Genomic DNA, 20152 nt, shown 5'->3' on the forward strand with positions numbered 1-20152 from the left:
TAATATAGTAAAAAGGAGGCGATGCAATGTTTCGCTTTTTCAAAAGTGGAAAAGAGGAGAGGTCAATTACGAAAGACGAATTAGAGCAAGCAATGGCTAAATTTCTGGAAACAAATGCAAATATTGTTTATACAGTATTAGTCAATGAAGATTATACAGTGAATTATGACTTGTTAAAACCGTATTTACCAGCATTTCCTACAAATACGTTCATTATAACGAAGGAAACGCTCGAGGTATTTGAACATACAGAAGAAAATCTAAAACTCGTAAAAGAGATTGATCTTGTGCAAAAAGCAGTAGACCAATATGTTACAGAAAAAGAAATGTTTCCTATTGTAGAAGATGATGAGGATCGTCTTATATGTGGAATGAAACTAGCGCCGTATTTAGATCGTATATTAAAGCGAAAATTATATATTTCAGAGAAGCATTATTTAGTTTCAAGTCAGCCAGATAAAAGTAAAAAAAATATTGTTTAACATGAAAACAACAATTATATATTGTTGTTTTTTTGTTGAAAAGAAATGTGAAAGTATAGTATAGTTCGATTTATAGATTGACTTTTCTGTTAATTCTGTATTTAATTGTATGTAAGAGATAGAAAGGAGTGATGTATTATGAAAAATTGTAAGTCAGTTAGCAAACGTCATCCTAAGAGTAGGGGGAGTTACTGTTAATCTGATATTCAAAAATTGACAGTATGTATTTACCGGAACCTTAGGATGACTGAAACCGTGTTAGAGAAGTATATATTTCTAAAAAGGTTACGGGAGGTAAGTGTGGATGAGTAAGATTACTTATATTGGTTTGTTAAATGAGACATTAGAATGTTATGCAAAGGATGGTAGTTTAGAAGCATACCATTATATTACCAAAAATGCTGATAAGATAACTGGTAATAAAGCTCAAATATATAATTTTAAATATGCATTAGCAAGCGCATCTGGGCTTGAGAAAGAAGCCTTACATATAATGAAAGAAGCGATTGTAGAAAATGAGTTTTGGTATGGGTATGAGTATTTAATTACAGATGCCGATTTGAACCCCCTTCATAGATATGAAGAATTTCATCAGATGATTCAGTTATGTAAAGAAAGAGAAGAAGTAGCAAAGAAATCTGAACAATTTGATTTGAAAGTTATACAAGGAAATAGCGGTATTCATAACAATCTACTTATTGCATTGCATGGTGATCAAGAAAATATAAAGATAGCAGAACCATATTGGCAATCCGTTGTATCTCAAGGGTATTTATTAGCATTACCGCAGTCTTCTCAAATTCAATTTTCAGAAGGATACGTATGGGATGATATAGAAAAGGGCTCTCGTGAGTTAAAGGAACACTATGAAAGTATTGTAGCTAGTAATCATGGTGAGGTAGAGCATGTAATTATTGGAGGATTTTCCGCTGGAGCAAGAGTTGCGTTACATGCAATCTTAAACGAACATATTATTGTAAAAGGCTTTGTTTTTGTAGCGCCATGGATTCCTGAAATTGAAGAGTGGGAAGACTTGCTGGATAAATTGAAAGATAAAGGTATTAAGGGATATATTATTTGTGGAGATCAGGATGAAGATTGCTTTGAATGTACACAGAAGTTTGTGAAACGATTGGAAACGAAAAATATAAATCATGAGTATAAGGTTATTTCTAACTTAAATCACGATTACCCTGAGAATTTTGAAGAAATCTTACAAGAAGCAGTTAAATATATTGAGGGTACAGATTTATAAAAAACTTAGGCTGAAAAAAAGTGCATCACTTTATGTGACGCACTTTTTTTTGTATATTATAAATGAAAAGCTTCTGCTAATAAACGATACGATTTTAATTTGTCCTCAAATTGATGGGTGATGGTTACAATCATAAATTCCTCAGTATTGTAAGCTTTACTCAAGTTTAAGATTTGTTCTTTGACGTAACGTTGATCACCTACAATCATACGTTGCCGATTTTCTTTAATGCGGAACAAATCATAGGCACTATAAGGATAGTTTTGTGCTGTTTCAATGGAAGGGGTACCAGTTGTGCGTTTTCCTTGTTCTAATAATAGAATTGATAAATCTAGACTAGACGCAATTTTCTCAGCTTCTTCAGTCGTTTCTCCACAAACAACAAAAATAGAAACAATTGATTTTGGTTTGTCTCCTAAGAAAGATGGTTGGAATTGTTCTTGATAAGCTTTCATCACTTCAGGACCACCATAGCCGTTGATAAACTGAGCGAAGGCAAAAGAAGCCCCTTGTTTTGCTGCAACCATGGCACTTTCTCCACTGGATCCAAGCATCCATATTTCAGGTGCAGTAGGAATGACAGGCGAAGCTTTTAGGTTTGCATATTGATGATTTTCAGGTACGTTGTCATGTAAGTACATGGCTACATCCTGAATTTGTTCTGGATATTGGTCGAGTGAAATCATTTTTCCTTCTTGCAGCGCGCGAGTTGCGATGGGCATACCACCTGGTGCTCTACCAACTCCAAGATCGATTCGATTTGGATAAAGCGCTTCTAATACACGGAAATTTTCAGCGACTTTATATGAGCTATAGTGTGGAAGCATAACGCCACCGGACCCCACACGGATGCGATTTGTTTTCGCTGCAATATGAGATATGAGCACTTCAGGACTTGAACCAGCTAAACTGACAGAATTATGATGTTCAGACACCCAAAAGCGAGTAAATCCTAGTTTTTCCACTTCTTGAGCAAGTGTTACTGTATTGGAAAAAGCTTCAGTTGCTGTACTGCCATCGGAAATAGGGGATTGATCTAATACACTTAGTTTAATCATAGAAAATACCTCTCTATCTTAATGTACATTCTATTATATATTTACTTACGAAAAATGCGTAAAGAAATGCTCACATGAAAAAGCGAATGCTTTCACATCCGCTTGTTATGAGAAATTCCACGTTCATAATGATTCATTTCCACTAATGTTAAAATATATTCGTAGTTATCGATTTCCATCTTAATTTGATTACGATCATCTTCACTTAAATTTACATCCAATAATTTTTTGCATAGTAGTTGTTTTTTCAATTCCAAATGTTTTTTTGTTTCAGGATAGTCGTAAGTACGTTTCATATTTATCAATCCCTTCCTTACATTTCCTATCTATATCTTCATTATATGATAAGAAAGGGATGATGAGAGCAAATCTCTGTGAATTATTAGTGAATATTCAGAAAAATGTGTTGTTCTACTATACTCATGAATACAATTCAGAGAATCACTGTTTTGTATTTTCAAAGTAAGGGGTGGAATGATGCGAGTGCATACACAATCCCATGTCACAACTGATGAAATGGTGGGAATTATTGATAAGGGATTACCGAAAACAGTAGAGCCAAAACAAATCATTGTAATTGGTGCTGGAATGGCTGGTTTAGTATCAGCATCCTTACTTAAAAGCGCAGGACATCATGTAAAAATTTTAGAAGCGAATAACCGTATAGGAGGCCGAATTGAGACTATTAGAATGGAAGACACCGGATTATATTTAGATGTTGGAGCAATGCGCATTCCATATATACATACATTAACGATGGCTTATATAAGAAAGTTTGGGCTACAAGTGACCCCCTTTATTAATCGAAATGAGACGGATATTATTTATGTGAATGGTAGAAAAACGACATTACAACAATACGAGAAAAATCCAAGTATTTTAAGATATCCAGTAGTGATGAATGAAGAAGGAAAAACATCTGAAGAATTATTATTGTTAGCAGTGCAGCCAATTATTGATTTCATTAAAAGAAATCCAGATAAAAATTGGGAAATTGTTGAAAAAGACTTTGGGAAGTATTCAACAGCACAGTTTTTAAAATATCATCCTTATCAATATAATACGTATTTTTCACCAGTAGCAATTGAGATGATTGGTGTACTTTTAGATTTAGAAGGATTTTTAGAAAGATCATTTGTTGAAACGTTACGTTTTATATATATTTTGCAGCAAGAAAGTGGTTTTTGTGAAATTAGTGGGGGCAATGATAAATTGCCAAAATCTTTTTTGCCTCAGTTAAAGGGAGATATTATTTACAATCAAAAATTAATGAAGCTTCAACAACATGATAAAGGTGTGACAGCATATTGCAGACATGAAGAGACATTTGGATATAGCAGTATAACAGGTGATTTAGTTATTATTACAATTCCATTTTCCACAATGCGATTTGTTGAAATTGATCCATTTGATTCTGTATCACATGAAAAGTGGAGAGCAATTCGTGAACTACATTATATGGCGGCTACTAAAATAGGAATTCAATTTAAAAGTCGCTTTTGGGAAGAACAGGGTCAATTAGGGGGGAGGATTATTACAGATTTACCAATTCGCTATGCGTATTATCCAAGCCATGGTATTGGGACTAAGGGACCGGCTATGATGCTTGGGAGCTATACATGGTCGTACGATGCATTATTATGGGATGGATTGTCGAAAGGTGATCGTATTTATTATACATTACAAAACTTAGCGACTATATTAGGTGGGCAAGTATATGATGAATTTATGTCAGGAGTAGCAAAAAATTGGACACTGGACCCGTATGCATTAGGAGGGTTTGCGATTTTTCAAGCGGGTCAAGAAACAGAACTGCAGCCAGCTATTGTAAAACCCGAGGGGAAAATATATTTTGCAGGAGACCATACAACACTTTATCATGGGTGGATACAAGGCGCAATTGAGTCTGGAATACGTACAGCTGTAGAGGTGAATCAATTGATTGTATGAGTATTAATAGTAAGAGGAAGGAAAGTGTCGTGACGAATATAATTAGAGATAGGTATGTATGAATTTGGTTTGAAAATAAGTGAAGTTCAGAAAAGTTATTTATTATATAAGTCGCTGCTACGGAGAAAAAAGTGACTTGCACTTGTTTTCTCTCTTTGTTTTCACTGGGCATGGGGCAGGAAAAGGATTTGACCGCTTCTATGCATGGTCGGATGCTCTCTTCCATCTGAAAAAGAAAGACTTTATGCCGTTTTTTAATTTGTATTTATATATAGTGTTAAATGTTATTATATATAAAAGAACAATAGGGAGTGTTTGTAATGAATCCATTATTACTTGATTTTCCTTCTGAATTTTACACAGACAGGCTTCTCATTCGAATGCCAAAGCCAGGGGATGGAAAGGCAGTATATGAAGCTATCAATGCATCGTTAGAAGAATTAAAACCTTGGATGACTTTTGCTCAAAAAGAACAAACAGAAGAAGAAATCGAAGCGAGTATAAGAAGATCATATATTCAATTTTTACAACGTGAAGATTTGAGATTACTAGTATTTTTAAAAGACACAGGCGAATTTGTAGCTTCTGCTGGATTGCATCGTATTAATTGGGAGATACCAAGATTTGAAATTGGATACTGGATAGATTCGCGCTTTGGTGGAAAAGGTTATATGACAGAAGCTGCGCAAGGTATTATGGATTATGCTTTTTCTGAGTTAAAGGCAAACAGGATAGAGATTCGCTGTGATTTACGAAATGTAAAAAGTAGAGCGATACCTGAGAGGCTAGGTTTTAAATTAGAAGGGATTTTAGAAAGCAGCAGTGTAGCAGTAGATGGCAAGGGACTCAGGGATACATGTGTGTTTGCGATGACAAGAAACAGGTATGAAAAAGAAGAGCTATAATGTATTAGCTCTTCTTTTTGAATTGTATTATTAATTAAGTTTTAGTCATTATAAGAACTGTTTAATGATTTTTACCCATCCTAAATAGGAAGCTCCTAAAATAATAGCCCATAAGAATGCAAGTCGTGCACTTCTTGGAATAGATAACCAAATTTCGAATAATTTCCAAGAGTAATTTTTATTTGAGTTATTCATTAATGGATATCCTTTTTGTGGCAATTATAACATAAAAAGGAGTGGGGTATTCAATACCTACTATAATGTGCTAGCACATTAAGGTACGGGATGTCCATTCGAACTTTCAAAGATGGTAAACCATTGCTGACGATCTAATGTAAGTTTTGTTGCAGCGATAGCTGACTTCACGCGATCTAATTTACCAGAGCCAACGATTGGCATCATTTTTGCTGGATGAGCAAGTAGCCATGCATACATGACAATATCGATGCCATCAGCATTCAGTTCATTTGCGACTTTTTGTAAAGTTTTGCGTAAGCGTACAGCACGTTCATTTTGTCCTGTAAAGATTTCTCCACCAGCAAGAGGAGACCAAATCATAGGGCTAATTCTTTTTTCTTGGCATAAGTCGATTGTACCTTTTTCAAAATGTTCAAGCTGCATCGCAGATACTTCAATTTGGTTTGTGATGAGCGGGAAATCTAAGTATGAGCTAAGCATATTAAATTGAGACGGTAAAAAGTTAGATACACCGAAATGACGGACTTTTCCTTCTTGTTTTACACGTGTGAAAGCTTCTGCCACTTCACTTGGGTCCATAAATGGATCAGGTCGATGAATCAGTAACAAATCAATATAATCAGTATGTAAGTTTTGTAGTGACTGTTCCACGCTTTTTACAATATGTTTCGTACTTGTATTATAGTGAGCGACATATCGCTTTGGAAACTTCGGAGATAAGGGAGCGATTCCACATTTTGTGACAATTTGCATGTTATCACGTAAAGAAGGCTGTAATTGTAATGCTTCCCCGAATAATGATTCACACGTATATCCTCCATAAATATCGGCGTGGTCAAAAGTTGTAATCCCCATCTCCATACAATTTTTGATAAAAGAAAGTAATTCTTGTTTTGGCATATTCCATTCTGCTAAACGCCAAAATCCTTGAATGATACGAGAGAATTCAAGGTTATTAGCCATTTGAATTCGTTCCATTTTGAGTAGACCCCCTTGATGAATGATGATATTTTTGAAAAGGCTTTCTTGTTCGGTACTATTATATAGTTATTGGACTGTACTTACAATGAATATGTCTTTGTTGTAAAAAACGATTTTACCTCGCATTAACGGGCAGTAAGCCCCCACCTCAAGAGTAAGAGCGAAACGAGGAAGATAGGTGGGGGATGAAGAAAAACCCTACTGATGGAAGTTTCACTTTATCTGTATGGTATAATGTACGAAGATATAGCTATAAGGAGATGTACGAAATGATTCCAGTAACAATTTTAACTGGTTTTCTTGGATCGGGGAAAACAACATTATTAAATCGTATTTTATCGGAAGAACATGGAAAGAAATTAGCGGTTATCGTAAATGAAATAGGGCAAATTGGCATCGATAATCAATTAATTATGAATGTAGAAGAAGAAATTATGGAAATGACAAATGGCTGTTTATGCTGTACAGTGCGTGAAGATTTACTTGTTGCTTTAAAACAGTTATTGGATGTAAAAGCAGAAGGGAAAATGGATTTTGATGGTCTAGTGATTGAAACGACAGGTCTTGCAAACCCAGGGCCGATTATCCAAACGTTCTTTTTAGATCCAGTTATTCAGTCAGCATACAAAATTAATGGTGTTGTGACAGTGGTAGATAGTTATCATATACATAAACATTTTGAAAAAGGGCTAGAAGCGAAAGAACAAATTGCTTTTGCAGATATGGTTTTAGTAAATAAATTAGATTTAGTTGGAGAGGAAGAAGAGAAAGAACTCCTTACTGAATTACAAGGGATTAATCCAACAGCAAAATTAATCCCAACGACAAATTGTGAAGTAGATATACCGGTCTTGTTAGAAATCCAAACGTTTAAAACGCGTGATACATTAGAGATTTATCCACATAAAGAGCATCATCATTTAGAAGGTGTAAAATCATTTGTATTACGTGAAGAGCGGCCGTTAGATTTGCAAAAGTTAAACGAATGGATGTCAGCTGTAGTTCAAGAGTTAGGAGAGTATTTATATCGATATAAAGGAATTCTATCGATCGATGGAGTAGATTGCCGTATTGTTTTTCAAGGTGTTCATACACTATTTGCTGCTTCTTACGATAGAGAGTGGCAAGAGGGAGAAGAGCGCGTGAGTGAAGTGGTCTTTATCGGAAAAGATATTAATAAAGAATGGTTCCAAGAACATTTTAAAGAGTGCGTAAAATAAGCCTGCTAATTTAGCAGGCTTATTTTTGTTATTAATCTCTGCCGGCTTCAACTAATTTCTTCGCGACAATTGCTGGTTTAGCATGAAACATAGTCATGTGATCACCTTGTGTAGTTACTAAACGAAATAATCCAAGGCGATTTGACATGTGAGGGTGCCATCCTGAATCTTTACCTTGTGGAACTGCCATATCTTCAGTTAAATAGAAATAACTTTTTGGAATATTTAATTGATAAAATTTCGTAAGGTCCAGCTTTTCAAAAAGTGGTCCAGCTGGTTCTGGTGTAACAGTTTCGTAAATTTTTTTCGCTAAGTCGAGATTAGCATTATTCATAAAGGTTTCTCGCCAAATAGGAAAAGGCAATTGGATAGCATTATTTTTCGATTTTTTCGCAAGCTCGGTCCAAAGCGTTTTTCCTTCGGCTGGGATTTCATCAGCTGCACTTTCTCCATTTGCTAGAACAAATGCATTCATAAAGACAAGTCTGTGGATTCGATCTGGAATTTGTTCGGCAACTTTTGAAATAACAGTACCACCAAAACTATGACCAACAAGAACAAAATCCGTTATGTTTCTTTCCTTCACATAGTTGACTACTGATTTGACATAATCAGTGTGTTTTACAGCTTTATTCGTATCTTTTCCATGCCCAGGTAAGGTAGGAGTATATACTTTATGTCCCATTTGTTTCAACTCATTAGCTGTTTTATCCCAATAGCTAGAATCTCCCCAAGCGCCGTGAACGAGTACAAACGTAATTGGTTTTTGACGTATTACATCAATATCTGTCTCTATTTTAGCTTCTGCTGGGATATGGAAGCTATTACTGCTAAGCATGATTAAAATAGCAGAAAGGCTTACGAATAAGAACTTGAATATTTTCAAAACAAACCCTCCATTTACTACTGATTTTGCATATATGTACATATATTTTCGCTGAAAGATTGTTTTTATTCTTTTGGAGTATAGTTATTAAAAGTAGTAGTGTTTACTTTGTAGAAAAAAGGACATTATTGTACGGTAAATGTTTAGCATTACATCTTTAGTTAATGAAAAAAAGTGAAACAATTATATTTTTGATGCGGAGGTAGAATAGGAAACATGACCATCTTGTTCTTCTATTAATAAACAAAGATTAGTAGAAAATAATAAAAAGCCTGTTTTCACAGGCTTATACTTTCATTTATCCGTAATTCCATTACAACACCAACAACTGGTCCTTCATCGTCTATATCACCAGTTAAGTGAAAACCGAAAGACTCATATAGTTTCATTGCTAGTTTGTTTTCTGGATGAAAACTTAAATAAATCTTTTTGCATTGAAATTTTTGTTGTAAATACTGGATAAGCAGATGGAGAAAACGTTTCGCATAGCCATTTCCTTGAAAATGGTAATCAATCATAAAACGATCTAGCCATACGCTATCATCTTTTTTTGAATACCAACCATACATTGCGTAGCCAACAAGTGTTTCTCCATCATATAAGCCTACTGACGTTCCGTTTTCTTCATATAGGGATTCCGCTAAAGAAAATGCATTGCTTTCAATAAATTGCTGCTGCTCCTTTGCTACGTCTAAAGCAGCGACTGAACGCCAATTATTTGCTGTTACTTCACAAATGTGAAGATTCATAGTTCCAACTCGCTTTCATAACATAGTATATCTTTAAAACTAATATGGATAATTTTACTTGTTATTTTGTTGAAGTCAAGCTGCTGAATATGAAAAAAGACAGTTGAATATGTTTCAACTGTCTGAAAGGAAATATAAATTTAGTTTGTAGCTTCTTTTAAAGTGTTCACGTTTTCTTCCATTAATGTGAAGTAATCTTTATTTTTCTTTGCATCATCTTCAGAAATAGTAGCAAGGTGATTTAAACGTAAAATTTTCGTTCCTGTTTCTTTTTGAATAACTTCTGCTACTTTTGGAGTAGAGAATGTTTCAAATAAAATATATTTTAAACCATGCTCTTTTGCTGTTTTTGTAATGTTAGCAAGTTCTTTTTGTGATGGTTCATCAGAAGCGGAGATGCCAGCAACTGGTATTTGTTTTAAGCCATAGCGTTTTTCCCAATATCCATATGCAGCGTGAGAAACTAAAATATCTTTCGTTTTTGCCTCTGAAACAACAGATTTAAAGTGATCATCTAAGTCAGTGAACTTTGTTTGTAGGGCGGCGAAGTTTTTCTCAAATTCTTTTTTATGATCTGGTTGCAATTCTACGAGTGCATCTTTAATTTTTTCAGCCTGCTTCATCGCGAGTGTAGGATCAAGCCATACGTGTGGGTCTTTGTCATGATGGTGACTTTCTTCTTCTTTATGACCCTCCTCGTGCTCATGTTCTTCTTCTGATGAAGCGATAAGATCGAAACCTTTAGATGCATTAACAACTTTTACGTTCTCTTTTTTTAATGTTTTTTCCATTTTTTCTGCAAACGGCTCTAATTCCGCGCCGTTATATACGAATAGGTCTGCCTTCGCAACTTGTACCGTTTGTTTTTGACTTGGCTCATATGTATGAGAGTCAGCGCCAGGTGGATAAATTGTTTCAACATTTACATAGTTACCACCGATTTTTTTAGCGAAATCAGCAAGTGGAAAAATAGTTGTATATACAGAAAGTTTTCCATCTTTTTTTGCAGTTCCGTCTTTTTTGCTGGCACACCCAGCAAAAATTAATGTAAAAATAAGTATAAAAGAAAATACCATTAACCTTTTCTTCATGTAATTCTCCTCTTTTCTTTCTTTTCCAATTTTATTTTCTCCAAAATAAGAGAAAAAATATCTTTTTGTTATAAAACGGAATAATTACGTTTTAAGTTGCGAACTTAGTATAATACATCTTTACGAAAGTTGCAATAAATAATAATCATTCCGATTTGATTTTGTTATAAAGTTGTCAAAAAGAATAGTATTAATTTTTATGAATGTCGCATATGTGACAACACTCCTTTCATATATTGAGGTAGAGGGTATGAAAAGGGGATGAGTAATTGGATTACATAATGGAAGCAATCTTATTGATACTAGCAGTAGTTTTGCCATTAACATGTGTTTTGATTTTCCTCAAGACATTAATAAGTAATCTAGGTGACTCTAGGATAATAACCAAGCTACCAACAGAGAAAAAAGGAGAGAAGAGTAAGTAAAGCACTTGCATCACGCATAGTGCTTTACTTATGATAGAATAAGAAAAAGGAAACTCCTAGAAATAGGATTTGTACTGCCTGTTTGGACGGTATAAAATTAGATAAAGAGGTATAAAGATAAATGAATAAAAGAACAGCCTTAGTACTCGGTGCGAGTGGTTTAGTTGGACAAGAAGTGACGCAGCTATTACTTGACTCAGATTACTATGATTCGGTTATGGTTTTTGTAAGAAAGCCACTGCAATGGGAACATGAAAAGTTACAGCAGAAACAAGTTGACTTTTCTATATTAGAAGAGTATAAAGAATTTTTTGCTGTTGATGATGTTTTTAGCTGTCTTGGGACAACAATTAAGAAAGCGAAAACGAAAGCGAATTTTAAAAAAGTAGACTATGAATATACATTACGAGCGGCCTGTTTAGCAGAAAAACAAGGTGTACAAAATTTTCTTGTTATTTCTTCTATGGGTGCTAATCCAAAATCACTTTTCTTTTATTCACAAGTAAAAGGGAAGATGGAGGAGGAACTTCAAAAGTTAGTGATCGGTGGGATTCATATATTTAGACCATCACTATTGCTAGGAGATCGAGAAGAATTTCGTTTTGGAGAAAGAATGGCTGAGAAGATATCTGGTGTTTTGCCATTTGTATTTAATGGTACTTTAAAAAAGTATAAGCCGATTACAGCTGAGCAGGTTGCAAAAGGGATGTACTTAGCGGCACTACGTGAAGAATCTGGTGTCCATATTTATAATTCTACAGAGATTACAATGATGGAATAATGAAAACGAGAAGGGGAGCCCTTCTCGTTTTCATTATTGTGTATTAGCGGCGAGTCGGGGCTGTTTTACCACGAGCACGTTGATATTGGTGGGGCTCTTGTAATTCAAATCCAAGTTCATTAGCTGCTGTTCTTGGAAAATATGGATTGCGAAGTAACTCGCGACCGATAAAGATTAAGTCCGCTTCATTATTTGCTAAAATTTCTTCTGCTTGTATCCCGCTTGTAATCAATCCTACTGCACCTGTCGCAATGTGTGCTTGTCCTTTTATATGATTTGCATACTCTACTTGATAGCCAGGGTAAACGTCGATTTGTGCAGGTATAACTGCCCCAGAACTACAATCAATTACATCTACATCTTGTTCTTTCATCCATTTTGCAAATTGAACATAGTCATGGACTGTTAATCCTTTAGGGTGATAGTCATTTGCAGAAATACGAACGAATAAAGGACCATTCCAAACTTCATTTACAGCATCAATGATTTCTTTTAAGAAACGGTAACGGTTTTCAGGTGATCCGCCATATTCATCAGTTCGTTTGTTTGATAATGGAGAGAGAAATTCATTAATGAGATAGCCGTGAGCCGCGTGGAGTTCAATAATATCGAATCCTGCTTGTTTGGAACGACATGCGGCATCTTGAAAAGCAGAAATTGTTTTTTTGATTAGCTGTTTATTCATTTCTATTGGGGTTTTCATTGTATCATTAAATGCAATAGCCGAGGGTGCTACAGAGTCTGTATGTAATTCAGCTTTTCGACCAGCATGGGCTAACTGAATAGCTGCTTTTGCCCCATTTTCATGGATGAGGGACACCGTTTTTTGTAACCCTGGAATATGATCATTATTCCATATACCTAAATCTTTATTAGAAATACGTCCTTCAGGTACAACAGCTGTAGCTTCAAGCATAACAAGGCCTACTTGACCAGCTGCGCGAGACGCATAATGGATATGATGGAAATTTGTCACTTTTCCATCTTCGTTTTCTGAAGAGTACATACACATCGGTGACATAACAATACGATTTTTTAATGTAACATCTTTAATCGTATAAGGTGAAAAAAGCTGATAGTCCATATCTATTCCCCCTTATTGTAGTTTCCTTTATTGTATCATCATCATTTTTGTTTCCATAATGAAACGCTTATTCCCGAAATTTTGTACATTTATGTTACAATTATTGAAATAAATTAAATTGGGGGATAGGGGCATGTACCGAGCTTATTATGAAAGCGAAATAGGTTTGCTTGAAATTACTGCAAATGATGAAGGAATTACTTCTGTTATTTTTGTAGAGGAACGGAAAGAAGAGAATAAAAATCAAATTGTAGAACAGTGCCTCGCTGAATTAGATGAATATTTTAATCGAAAGAGAACTGAATTTACAGTACCACTGTCAGCGGTTGGAACACCATTTCAAAAGAGTGTTTGGGATGCACTTTATACGATTCCATATGGAGTGAATGCTTCCTATCTGGATATTGCAGAAAAGGTTGGTAACACAAAGGCGGTGCGTGCGATAGGAGGAGCGAATAGTCGCAATCCGATTTCTATTATTGTTCCGTGTCATCGTGTAATTGGAAAAAGTGGAAAGTTAGTTGGATATGCAGGTGGTCTATGGCGAAAAGAATGGTTATTGAAACATGAGGGGATTTTGCAATAAGATAAAACTCTTTTCAAATGGAGATAGTAGTTTTCATTGCTTAGAGGATAACAAAGTCTAGTAGAAAGTAAGTATTTCTGAGTTTCATACGAATGGTTTAACCTGTTATTTGCGGGGAAGAATCATCTTGTTAAATAGCTAAATTTTTTAGTATGCTGGACAACAGAAGTATAAGTAGGGGATAAATCAGGGAAAGAGGGATTATTTTGCGTTGTATAAATTGTGGGAATCCTTGTCCTGACGGTCAATTTAATTGTGAAGATTGTCAGCAAACTTTACATAATGGAACAAAAGAGGAGACCTCACCAATCGAAAAAAATATGGAACAATATGTGGGAGCGCATTATCCATATTATAAAAGAAAATGGGACAAAGAAAAGAAACGAATAGCAAGGTGGAGCTGGAATGGATGGGCTGCTATTTTCAATGTCGGATGGTTTGGTTATCGAAAATATTACGTACCTGCTTGTTTGTTTGTAATTTTATTAGTAGCTTGTGATGCATTTTCATACTATATGGGATTCAATGTAGCACTCCCCATTATTAACATGGTTCCCCTTACCTTTTTATTGCTCATTTTAATGATGATAGGGGTCGGAATTTTTGCAAATGGGTTATATTATCGATTTGCTGAGCGGAAAATATACCGGATAAAAGCAAGAGGGGTAACGAATGGAGATGTTGAGCGTTATCTCATCCGTGATAGTGGAGGAACAAGCAAAATGGGAGCGGCTATTGTTACAATTTTGACAGCTGCTAGTATATTCATGAGTCACTTTTTCTTTCCTACAGATCAAGATGTTATTCAAAAAGTACGAGCAAGTTCCCTTTATGAGTATCCTTTTTTTTCTATTGGGGAATCTTTTGAACAGCATTTTAAGCAACCAACCTGGGTTTATTACCGCGGGGGAGATGGATTGGAATTAGTAGAATTTCATGGATACAATCATGGTATGACAAGACAAAAAATTATCATTCAATTTGTTGTCGATTACAGGTTGCATGAAATTGAACCCTATTCTCTTACAGTTAACGGTGAGCCCCAAGGTGAAAAAGAGTTTTTGAAAATGATGGAAGATGTGTTTCGTACGCAAGATCTTTTTGAGTTGGATGACGGATTACAAAAAGATGAAAAAAAAGAAATGTTATAAGAAATGAATGTAAAAGCAGATGGAGCAGCTTTTACATTCATTTCTTTTTTTATTTTAGGAAAGAAAAATATTTAAAATAATCAGAATTTTTTGTATAATAATATTATACATGCTTTATTGTATACATACAGATTGGGGGAAGGAATAATGAAGAAAAAAGTTTCAACGCTTGCTGCACTTGCATTATCAACAAGTATGTTCGTTGCAGGTTGCGGGAATGGGGAGAAAGCATCGACAACGAAGAAAGAAACAGGTAAGGGGATGGCCGATAAACAAGTGCTAAACTTACTAGAAACAGCAGAAATTCCTTCGATGGATACATCAAAATCAACAGATTCCGTATCATTCCGAGTATTTGTAAATGCAATGGAGGGTTTATATCGATTAGATAAAGATAATAAGCGAACTCCAGGTATGGCAAAAGATGTGAAGATTAGTGAAGATAAGAAAACATATACTTTTGAATTACGAGATGCAAAGTGGTCGAATGGTGAGCCAGTTCGTGCACAAGATTTTGTATATGGCTGGCAACGTGCGCTTGATAAAGCAACAGCAGCTGAATACGCATTTATTTTATTTGATGTAAAAAATGCTCAAAAAGTTAATAAGGGGGAGCTACCACTTGATCAGCTAGGTGTAAAAGCAAAGGATGATAAGACACTAGTGGTAGAACTAGAACAACCAACTCCATATTTTCTTGATCTTACATCATTTCCAACATTCTTCCCTTTAAATGAGAAGTTTGTAAAAAAACAAGGTGATAAGTATGCATTAGAAGCTGATAAAATTTTATACAATGGACCATTTACGTTAAGTGAATGGAAGCATGAGCAAAGCTATCAATTAAAGAAAAATCCAAATTATTGGGATAAAGATACTGTAAAACTAGAAGAAATTAATGTCGGTGTCGTAAAAGAAACGAGCACAGGTGTGAACCTATATGATAATGATCAAGCGGACCGCGTAATTTTAACTTCAGAGTTTGTTGATAAATATAAAAAGAATAAGCCAGATGAATTCAAAACGAAACTAGATCCGCGTATGTATTTCTTACGTTTTAATCAACAAAATGCAACATTTAAAAATCAAAAAGTGCGTGAAGCAATTGATTTAGCTTATGATAAAAAAGGTATTGCAAATGTCATTTTAAATGATGGCTCATTACCAGCATATTTCTTAGTACCAGAAAAATTCACAACAGGTCCGGATGGAAAAGATTTTCGTACTGTAAATAAAAACTTCCGTGATAATAAAGACAATGCGGAAAAAGCGAAGAAGTTATGGGAAGAAGCGAAAAAAGAACTGGGTCAAGATACAATTACGGTAGAATTACTAAACGATGATAATGGTAGCCGGAAAAAAGTTGGCGACTTTATTAAAGAAGAGCTTGAGAAAAATTTACCTGGAATTAAAGTGAATTTGAAACAACAACCGTATAAACAGAAATTAGATTTAGAGAAGAAATTACAATATGAGTTTTCACTATCAGCATGGGGCCCGGATTATCCAGATCCAATGACATATATTGATATGTTTATTACAGGAAGTACATTTAATGAAATGGCGTATTCAAATCCGAAATATGATGACTTAGTTGCTAAATCGAAAGGTGAGTTGTTAAAAGATGATGCAGCACGCTGGAAAGCACTTGCAGAAGCTGAAAAAATCTTAATTGGAGAAGATGCAGCGATTTCACCTACTTATCAGCAAAGTACAGCATATTTAGAAAAAACATATGTAAAAGGAATTGCAAATCATACATTCGGCGGCGATTTTAGTTATAAATGGGCGTATATTACAAAAAAATAGTATAATAAGAGATGCGCGAATTTTCGCTCATCTCTTATTTTGTAAGGAGGACTTATGTTGATAAATGGCTTTAATCATCTTTGTTTTTCGGTTTCAGATTTAGAAAGATCTATTCAATTTTATGAAACAGTATTAGAGGGAAAGTTATTAGTAAAAGGAAGAAAACTCGCATATTTTGATATATGTGGAGTGTGGGTGGCACTCAATGAAGAAGCAGATATTGCACGAAATGAAATTCATCAGTCATATACACATCTTGCATTTTCTGTTAAACAAGAGGATTTTGGTCGACTATTAAAGCGATTAGAGGAGAATAAAGTTCATATTTTACAAGGAAGAGAACGTGATGTAAGAGATTGTCAGTCTATTTATTTTATTGATCCAGATGGACATAAGTTTGAGTTTCATTCAGGTACACTGCAGGATCGCTTAAAGTATTATAAGGAAGCAAAACCACATATGAAATTTTATTGATGAAATAAAGGGGGATGGGAAGAGCATGCATGCGCTCGTTATTGGAGGGACAGGGATGCTGAAGAAAGTGTCCGTTTGGCTTTGTAATCAAGGGCTTTATGTTTCTGTTATTGGACGAGATAGGAATAGGTTAGAAGATGTAAAAAATACATGTAATGCTCCAAGAAATGTTACATGTATTTCTCTTGATTACCACGATGGCGATGCTTTGAAACAATCTATTAAAGATACGATTAAACAAAATGGACCTATCAGATTAGTCGTAGCTTGGGTACATACAACTGCTAAAAAGGCGCTTCAAGTAATTTGTGAAGAAATTGAATTACATTCTAAATCCTATAGTTTGTTTCATATATTAGGGAGTAGTGCATCTCGATTGGAACGTCAAAAAATAGGAAGTGCTTTCTGTAATTATCATAGAATTTTATTAGGGTTTATTTTACAAGGTGAACATTCAAGGTGGTTGACTCATGAAGAGATTACTGATGGAGTTATAGCAGGAATTCAGAGTAAACAAAGCGATTGTATTGTAGGAACATTGGAACCATGGGAATTACGACCAATTTGATGAGGGGGAAGAAAACGAATGAAAACGACTTTATATGTAACACGTCATGGAGAAACAGAGTGGAATGTGGCAAAGCGTATGCAAGGGAGAAAAAATTCTAATTTAACCGAAAAAGGGATATTACAGGCAAAGCAGTTAGGGGATCATATAAAGGATATACCACTTCATGCGATATATAGTAGTCCAAGCGGGAGAACAATGCATACGGCAGAGTTAATAAAAGGAGAGCGGAATATTCCAATTATAGCTGATGAGAACTTTTATGAGATTAATATGGGGATCTGGGAAGGGCAAATGCTTGTGGATTTGGAAGCGCAGTACCCAGAGGAAGTACATACGTTTTGGAATGAGCCACATCGTTTTTGTTCGACATCAGGCGAAAATTTCTATGATGTGCATAGTCGGGTGATAGAAGGAGTAAACCTTCTTTTAGAAAAACATAAAGGGGAAAGTATTTTAATCGTATCTCATGCAGCAGCTGCAAAATTACTTGTGGGACATTTTACTGGTCTTTCTGTTGAAAGAGTGTGGGATGATCCATTTATGCATAGTGCGAGCTTAAGTATCATTGAATTTGAAGGGAAAGAGGCTAGTGTTAAACAGTTTGCCGATATAAGTCATTTTCAGCAAGTATAAAAAGACCGCAATAGAGCGATCTTTTTACGTTTACTGTTAACAATAAGGGATAAAGAATTAGCAATTACGTTTTCTAAACCAGAAGTGATCGCATTTTTTTCTTTTTTTACAGCCTGTTGTACGTTTACGGCCTGTTGTACGTTTACGGCCTGTTGTGCGTTTACGACATGTTATGTGTTTACGCCATGTTGTGTGTTTACGCCATGTTGTGTGTTTACGCCATGTTGTGTGTTTACGGCATGTTGTGTGTTTACGCCATGTTATGCGTTTACGGCCTGTTGTGCGTTTACGGCATGTTGTGTGTTTACGGCCTGTTGTGTGTTTACGGCCTGTTGTGCGTTTACGGCCTGTTGTGCGTTTACGGCCTGTTGTGCGTTTACGACATTTTGTGTGTTTACGACATGTTGTATGCTTACGGCATTTTGTGTGTTTACGACATGTCGTATGCTTACGGCCTGTTGTACATTTGTGGCCAGAAAAATGATCATCGTCACAATCAAAAGTACTTGGATCTTGATGTAAAAACTCTTCCATCCCTGCACTTTTGATTTCTTCAACAGCTTTTTGAATATCGCGTTTCATAGAAATCCCCCTTATCTCTAAATAAAATGAACAGGTATTCCTTTTACATTAATCATGATATGAAGAGAGAATCTCTTCTGCATGAGGCAGGAGTTTAGATTTTAATAGAAATAGGCATATAGCGGATATATGGACATGGACAAAGTAATAAGCATACATTAAATGGAGAAAAAAAGAAGGGATGGGGGAAGAATGTTGCCTTCTTATGATTTTTTTATTCATCCGATGTATCTTGTTGAATTAAAGAAGGACATTTGGTCTGATAGTCCAGTGCCTGCTAAATTAACATATGGGAAAAGAAAGTATGATATTGACATTGTATACCGGGGAGCACATATTCGAGAATTTGATAAAAAATCATATCATGTTATGTTCTATAAGCCGAAACAATTTCAAGGGGTGAAAGAGTTTCATTTGAATTCTGAGTTTAAGGATCCATCACTTATAAGAAATAAATTATCGCTTGACTTTTTTAGTGATATTGGTGTACTTTCGCCAAAATCCCAGCATGTTTTTATCAAGATTAATGGTCAAATTCAAGGTGTATATTTACAATTAGAATCTGTTGATGAAAACTTTTTGAAAAGCCGTAAATTACCGAGTGGGTCAATTTATTATGCGATTGATGATGATGCGAATTTTTCTTTAATAAGTGAGCGTGATCAAGATGTTAAAACAAACCTATCTGCAGGCTATGAGTTTAAATGTGCGAATGAACATAGTGAAGAACAGCTTAGTGAATTCGTTTATCAGGCAAATGTACTATCACGAGAAAAATATGAAAAAGAAATTATAAATTACCTTGATGTTGACAAATATTTGCGGTGGCTAGCAGGTGTTATTTTGACTCAAAACTTTGACGGATTTGTTCATAACTATGCACTGTATCATAATGATGAAACGAATTTATTTGAAGTGATACCGTGGGATTATGATGCGACATGGGGCCGTGATGTAGAAGGAAGGCGGCTAAACCATGAGTATATCCGAATTCAAGGATATAATACGTTGAGTGCTAGAATTCTCGATATACCGGTATTTCGAAAGCAATACCGTAGCATTCTTGAAGAAATTTTGGAAGAGAAATTTACAGTTTCGTTTATAAAACCGAAAGTAGAGAGAATGTGTGAAGCAATTCGTCCTTACTTGATTCAGGATCCCTATATGAAAGAGAAAATAGATATTTTTGATCAAGAACCAGATATTATCTTTCGATATATAAATAATAGGAGTCAATATGTACACAAGTATTTACATGAACTATTATAAATGAAAAAGAGA

At 35.0% G+C, this 20152-nt stretch carries 22 protein-coding genes; 13 read left to right on the forward strand and 9 right to left on the reverse strand.

All coding sequences use genetic code 11. The features are described from left to right. Nucleotides 1-26: 26 nt before the first annotated feature. Nucleotides 27-482, forward strand: coding sequence for a DUF3939 domain-containing protein (locus BPMYX0001_RS08945; protein WP_003197072.1), 456 nt, complete (start codon nucleotides 27-29; stop codon nucleotides 480-482). A gap of 304 nt (nucleotides 483-786) precedes the next feature. After that, nucleotides 787-1737 carry an alpha/beta hydrolase gene (locus tag BPMYX0001_RS08950; RefSeq protein ID WP_018781332.1) on the forward strand — a complete coding sequence of 317 codons (951 nt, stop codon included), beginning with the start codon at nucleotides 787-789 and terminating at the stop codon, nucleotides 1735-1737. Nucleotides 1738-1793: 56 nt separating this feature from the next. On the opposite strand, the gene BPMYX0001_RS08955 is transcribed toward BPMYX0001_RS08950, so the two are convergent. Further along, nucleotides 1794-2795 (reverse strand): LLM class flavin-dependent oxidoreductase, encoded by a 1002-nt coding sequence (locus BPMYX0001_RS08955; protein WP_003206914.1) that lies wholly within the window; start codon nucleotides 2793-2795, stop codon nucleotides 1794-1796. A gap of 92 nt (nucleotides 2796-2887) precedes the next feature. After that, the gene (locus BPMYX0001_RS08960; protein ID WP_003197079.1) at nucleotides 2888-3091 is read right to left on the reverse strand and encodes a DUF3896 family protein; all 204 of its coding nucleotides are present in this window, start codon (nucleotides 3089-3091) and stop codon (nucleotides 2888-2890) included. Nucleotides 3092-3272: 181 nt separating this feature from the next. Here BPMYX0001_RS08960 and BPMYX0001_RS08965 point away from each other — a divergent pair, with 181 nt between their 5' ends. Beyond that, nucleotides 3273-4745 carry a flavin monoamine oxidase family protein gene (locus tag BPMYX0001_RS08965; protein WP_018781331.1) on the forward strand — a complete coding sequence of 491 codons (1473 nt, stop codon included), beginning with the start codon at nucleotides 3273-3275 and terminating at the stop codon, nucleotides 4743-4745. Between the two features lie 320 nt (nucleotides 4746-5065). Continuing rightward, nucleotides 5066-5650: a GNAT family N-acetyltransferase gene (locus BPMYX0001_RS08975; protein WP_006094597.1), complete on the forward strand. Its 585-nt coding sequence runs from the start codon at nucleotides 5066-5068 to the stop codon at nucleotides 5648-5650. Nucleotides 5651-5698: 48 nt separating this feature from the next. Here the strand turns inward: BPMYX0001_RS08975 and BPMYX0001_RS33020 are convergent, their stop codons facing one another. Together BPMYX0001_RS33020 and BPMYX0001_RS08980 are read right to left on the reverse strand one after the other, a co-directional pair. Further along, nucleotides 5699-5845 (reverse strand): hypothetical protein, encoded by a 147-nt coding sequence (locus tag BPMYX0001_RS33020; protein WP_018765463.1) that lies wholly within the window; start codon nucleotides 5843-5845, stop codon nucleotides 5699-5701. Nucleotides 5846-5923: 78 nt separating this feature from the next. Beyond that, nucleotides 5924-6826, reverse strand: coding sequence for an aldo/keto reductase (locus BPMYX0001_RS08980; RefSeq protein ID WP_003197089.1), 903 nt, complete (start codon nucleotides 6824-6826; stop codon nucleotides 5924-5926). 272 nt (nucleotides 6827-7098) lie between these two features. Between BPMYX0001_RS08980 and BPMYX0001_RS08985 the strand changes: the two genes are divergently transcribed. Next, entirely contained in the window at nucleotides 7099-8049 is a 951-nt protein-coding gene (locus BPMYX0001_RS08985; protein WP_018765464.1) for a CobW family GTP-binding protein, read from the forward strand. Between the two features lie 31 nt (nucleotides 8050-8080). On the opposite strand, the gene BPMYX0001_RS08990 is transcribed toward BPMYX0001_RS08985, so the two are convergent. From BPMYX0001_RS08990 to BPMYX0001_RS09000, 3 genes are all read right to left on the reverse strand, one after another. Beyond that, nucleotides 8081-8935 (reverse strand): alpha/beta hydrolase, encoded by an 855-nt coding sequence (locus tag BPMYX0001_RS08990; protein ID WP_018765465.1) that lies wholly within the window; start codon nucleotides 8933-8935, stop codon nucleotides 8081-8083. A 278-nt stretch (nucleotides 8936-9213) separates the two neighbouring features. Then, nucleotides 9214-9684: a GNAT family N-acetyltransferase gene (locus BPMYX0001_RS08995; protein ID WP_006094599.1), complete on the reverse strand. Its 471-nt coding sequence runs from the start codon at nucleotides 9682-9684 to the stop codon at nucleotides 9214-9216. Between the two features lie 140 nt (nucleotides 9685-9824). After that, nucleotides 9825-10775: a metal ABC transporter substrate-binding protein gene (locus tag BPMYX0001_RS09000; protein ID WP_006094600.1), complete on the reverse strand. Its 951-nt coding sequence runs from the start codon at nucleotides 10773-10775 to the stop codon at nucleotides 9825-9827. A gap of 546 nt (nucleotides 10776-11321) precedes the next feature. On the opposite strand from BPMYX0001_RS09000, the gene BPMYX0001_RS09005 reads away from it, so the two are divergent. Further along, on the forward strand, nucleotides 11322-11981 hold the full coding sequence (locus tag BPMYX0001_RS09005; RefSeq protein WP_003197100.1) for an oxidoreductase: 660 nt from the start codon (nucleotides 11322-11324) through the stop codon (nucleotides 11979-11981). Between the two features lie 43 nt (nucleotides 11982-12024). Here BPMYX0001_RS09005 and namA read toward each other — a convergent pair whose 3' ends face one another. Continuing rightward, nucleotides 12025-13065, reverse strand: a complete 1041-nt coding sequence (namA, locus tag BPMYX0001_RS09010) for an NADPH dehydrogenase NamA (protein ID WP_006094601.1) — start codon at nucleotides 13063-13065, stop codon at nucleotides 12025-12027. Nucleotides 13066-13198: 133 nt separating this feature from the next. On the opposite strand from namA, the gene BPMYX0001_RS09015 reads away from it, so the two are divergent. The 6 genes from BPMYX0001_RS09015 (at nucleotide 13199) to BPMYX0001_RS09040 (ending at nucleotide 18289) form a co-directional block, all read left to right on the forward strand. Beyond that, a complete protein-coding gene (locus BPMYX0001_RS09015) occupies nucleotides 13199-13651 on the forward strand; it encodes a methylated-DNA--[protein]-cysteine S-methyltransferase (RefSeq protein WP_003197104.1) in 453 nt (150 codons plus the stop codon). Between the two features lie 206 nt (nucleotides 13652-13857). Continuing rightward, nucleotides 13858-14802 carry a DUF2628 domain-containing protein gene (locus BPMYX0001_RS09020; protein WP_006094602.1) on the forward strand — a complete coding sequence of 315 codons (945 nt, stop codon included), beginning with the start codon at nucleotides 13858-13860 and terminating at the stop codon, nucleotides 14800-14802. A 147-nt stretch (nucleotides 14803-14949) separates the two neighbouring features. Further along, nucleotides 14950-16611, forward strand: coding sequence for a peptide ABC transporter substrate-binding protein (locus BPMYX0001_RS09025; protein WP_006094603.1), 1662 nt, complete (start codon nucleotides 14950-14952; stop codon nucleotides 16609-16611). A 57-nt stretch (nucleotides 16612-16668) separates the two neighbouring features. After that, nucleotides 16669-17085: a FosB/FosD family fosfomycin resistance bacillithiol transferase gene (gene fosB / locus BPMYX0001_RS09030; protein ID WP_018765467.1), complete on the forward strand. Its 417-nt coding sequence runs from the start codon at nucleotides 16669-16671 to the stop codon at nucleotides 17083-17085. Nucleotides 17086-17110: 25 nt separating this feature from the next. Then, a complete protein-coding gene (locus tag BPMYX0001_RS09035) occupies nucleotides 17111-17653 on the forward strand; it encodes a short-chain dehydrogenase (RefSeq protein ID WP_006094604.1) in 543 nt (180 codons plus the stop codon). Nucleotides 17654-17671: 18 nt separating this feature from the next. Beyond that, complete coding sequence (locus BPMYX0001_RS09040; protein ID WP_003197111.1) at nucleotides 17672-18289, forward strand: phosphoserine phosphatase 1; 618 nt, start codon at nucleotides 17672-17674, stop codon at nucleotides 18287-18289. A 57-nt stretch (nucleotides 18290-18346) separates the two neighbouring features. On the opposite strand, the gene BPMYX0001_RS33025 is transcribed toward BPMYX0001_RS09040, so the two are convergent. Continuing rightward, on the reverse strand, nucleotides 18347-18871 hold the full coding sequence (locus BPMYX0001_RS33025) for a CotG/ExsB N-terminal domain-containing protein (protein WP_006094605.1): 525 nt from the start codon (nucleotides 18869-18871) through the stop codon (nucleotides 18347-18349). Nucleotides 18872-19063: 192 nt separating this feature from the next. On the opposite strand from BPMYX0001_RS33025, the gene cotH reads away from it, so the two are divergent. After that, nucleotides 19064-20140 carry a spore coat protein CotH gene (gene cotH / locus BPMYX0001_RS09050; protein ID WP_033798830.1) on the forward strand — a complete coding sequence of 359 codons (1077 nt, stop codon included), beginning with the start codon at nucleotides 19064-19066 and terminating at the stop codon, nucleotides 20138-20140. The last annotated feature ends 12 nt before the right edge of the window (nucleotides 20141-20152 follow it).

The organism is Bacillus pseudomycoides DSM 12442, assembly GCF_000161455.1.
Classification (GTDB): domain Bacteria; phylum Bacillota; class Bacilli; order Bacillales; family Bacillaceae_G; genus Bacillus_A; species Bacillus_A pseudomycoides.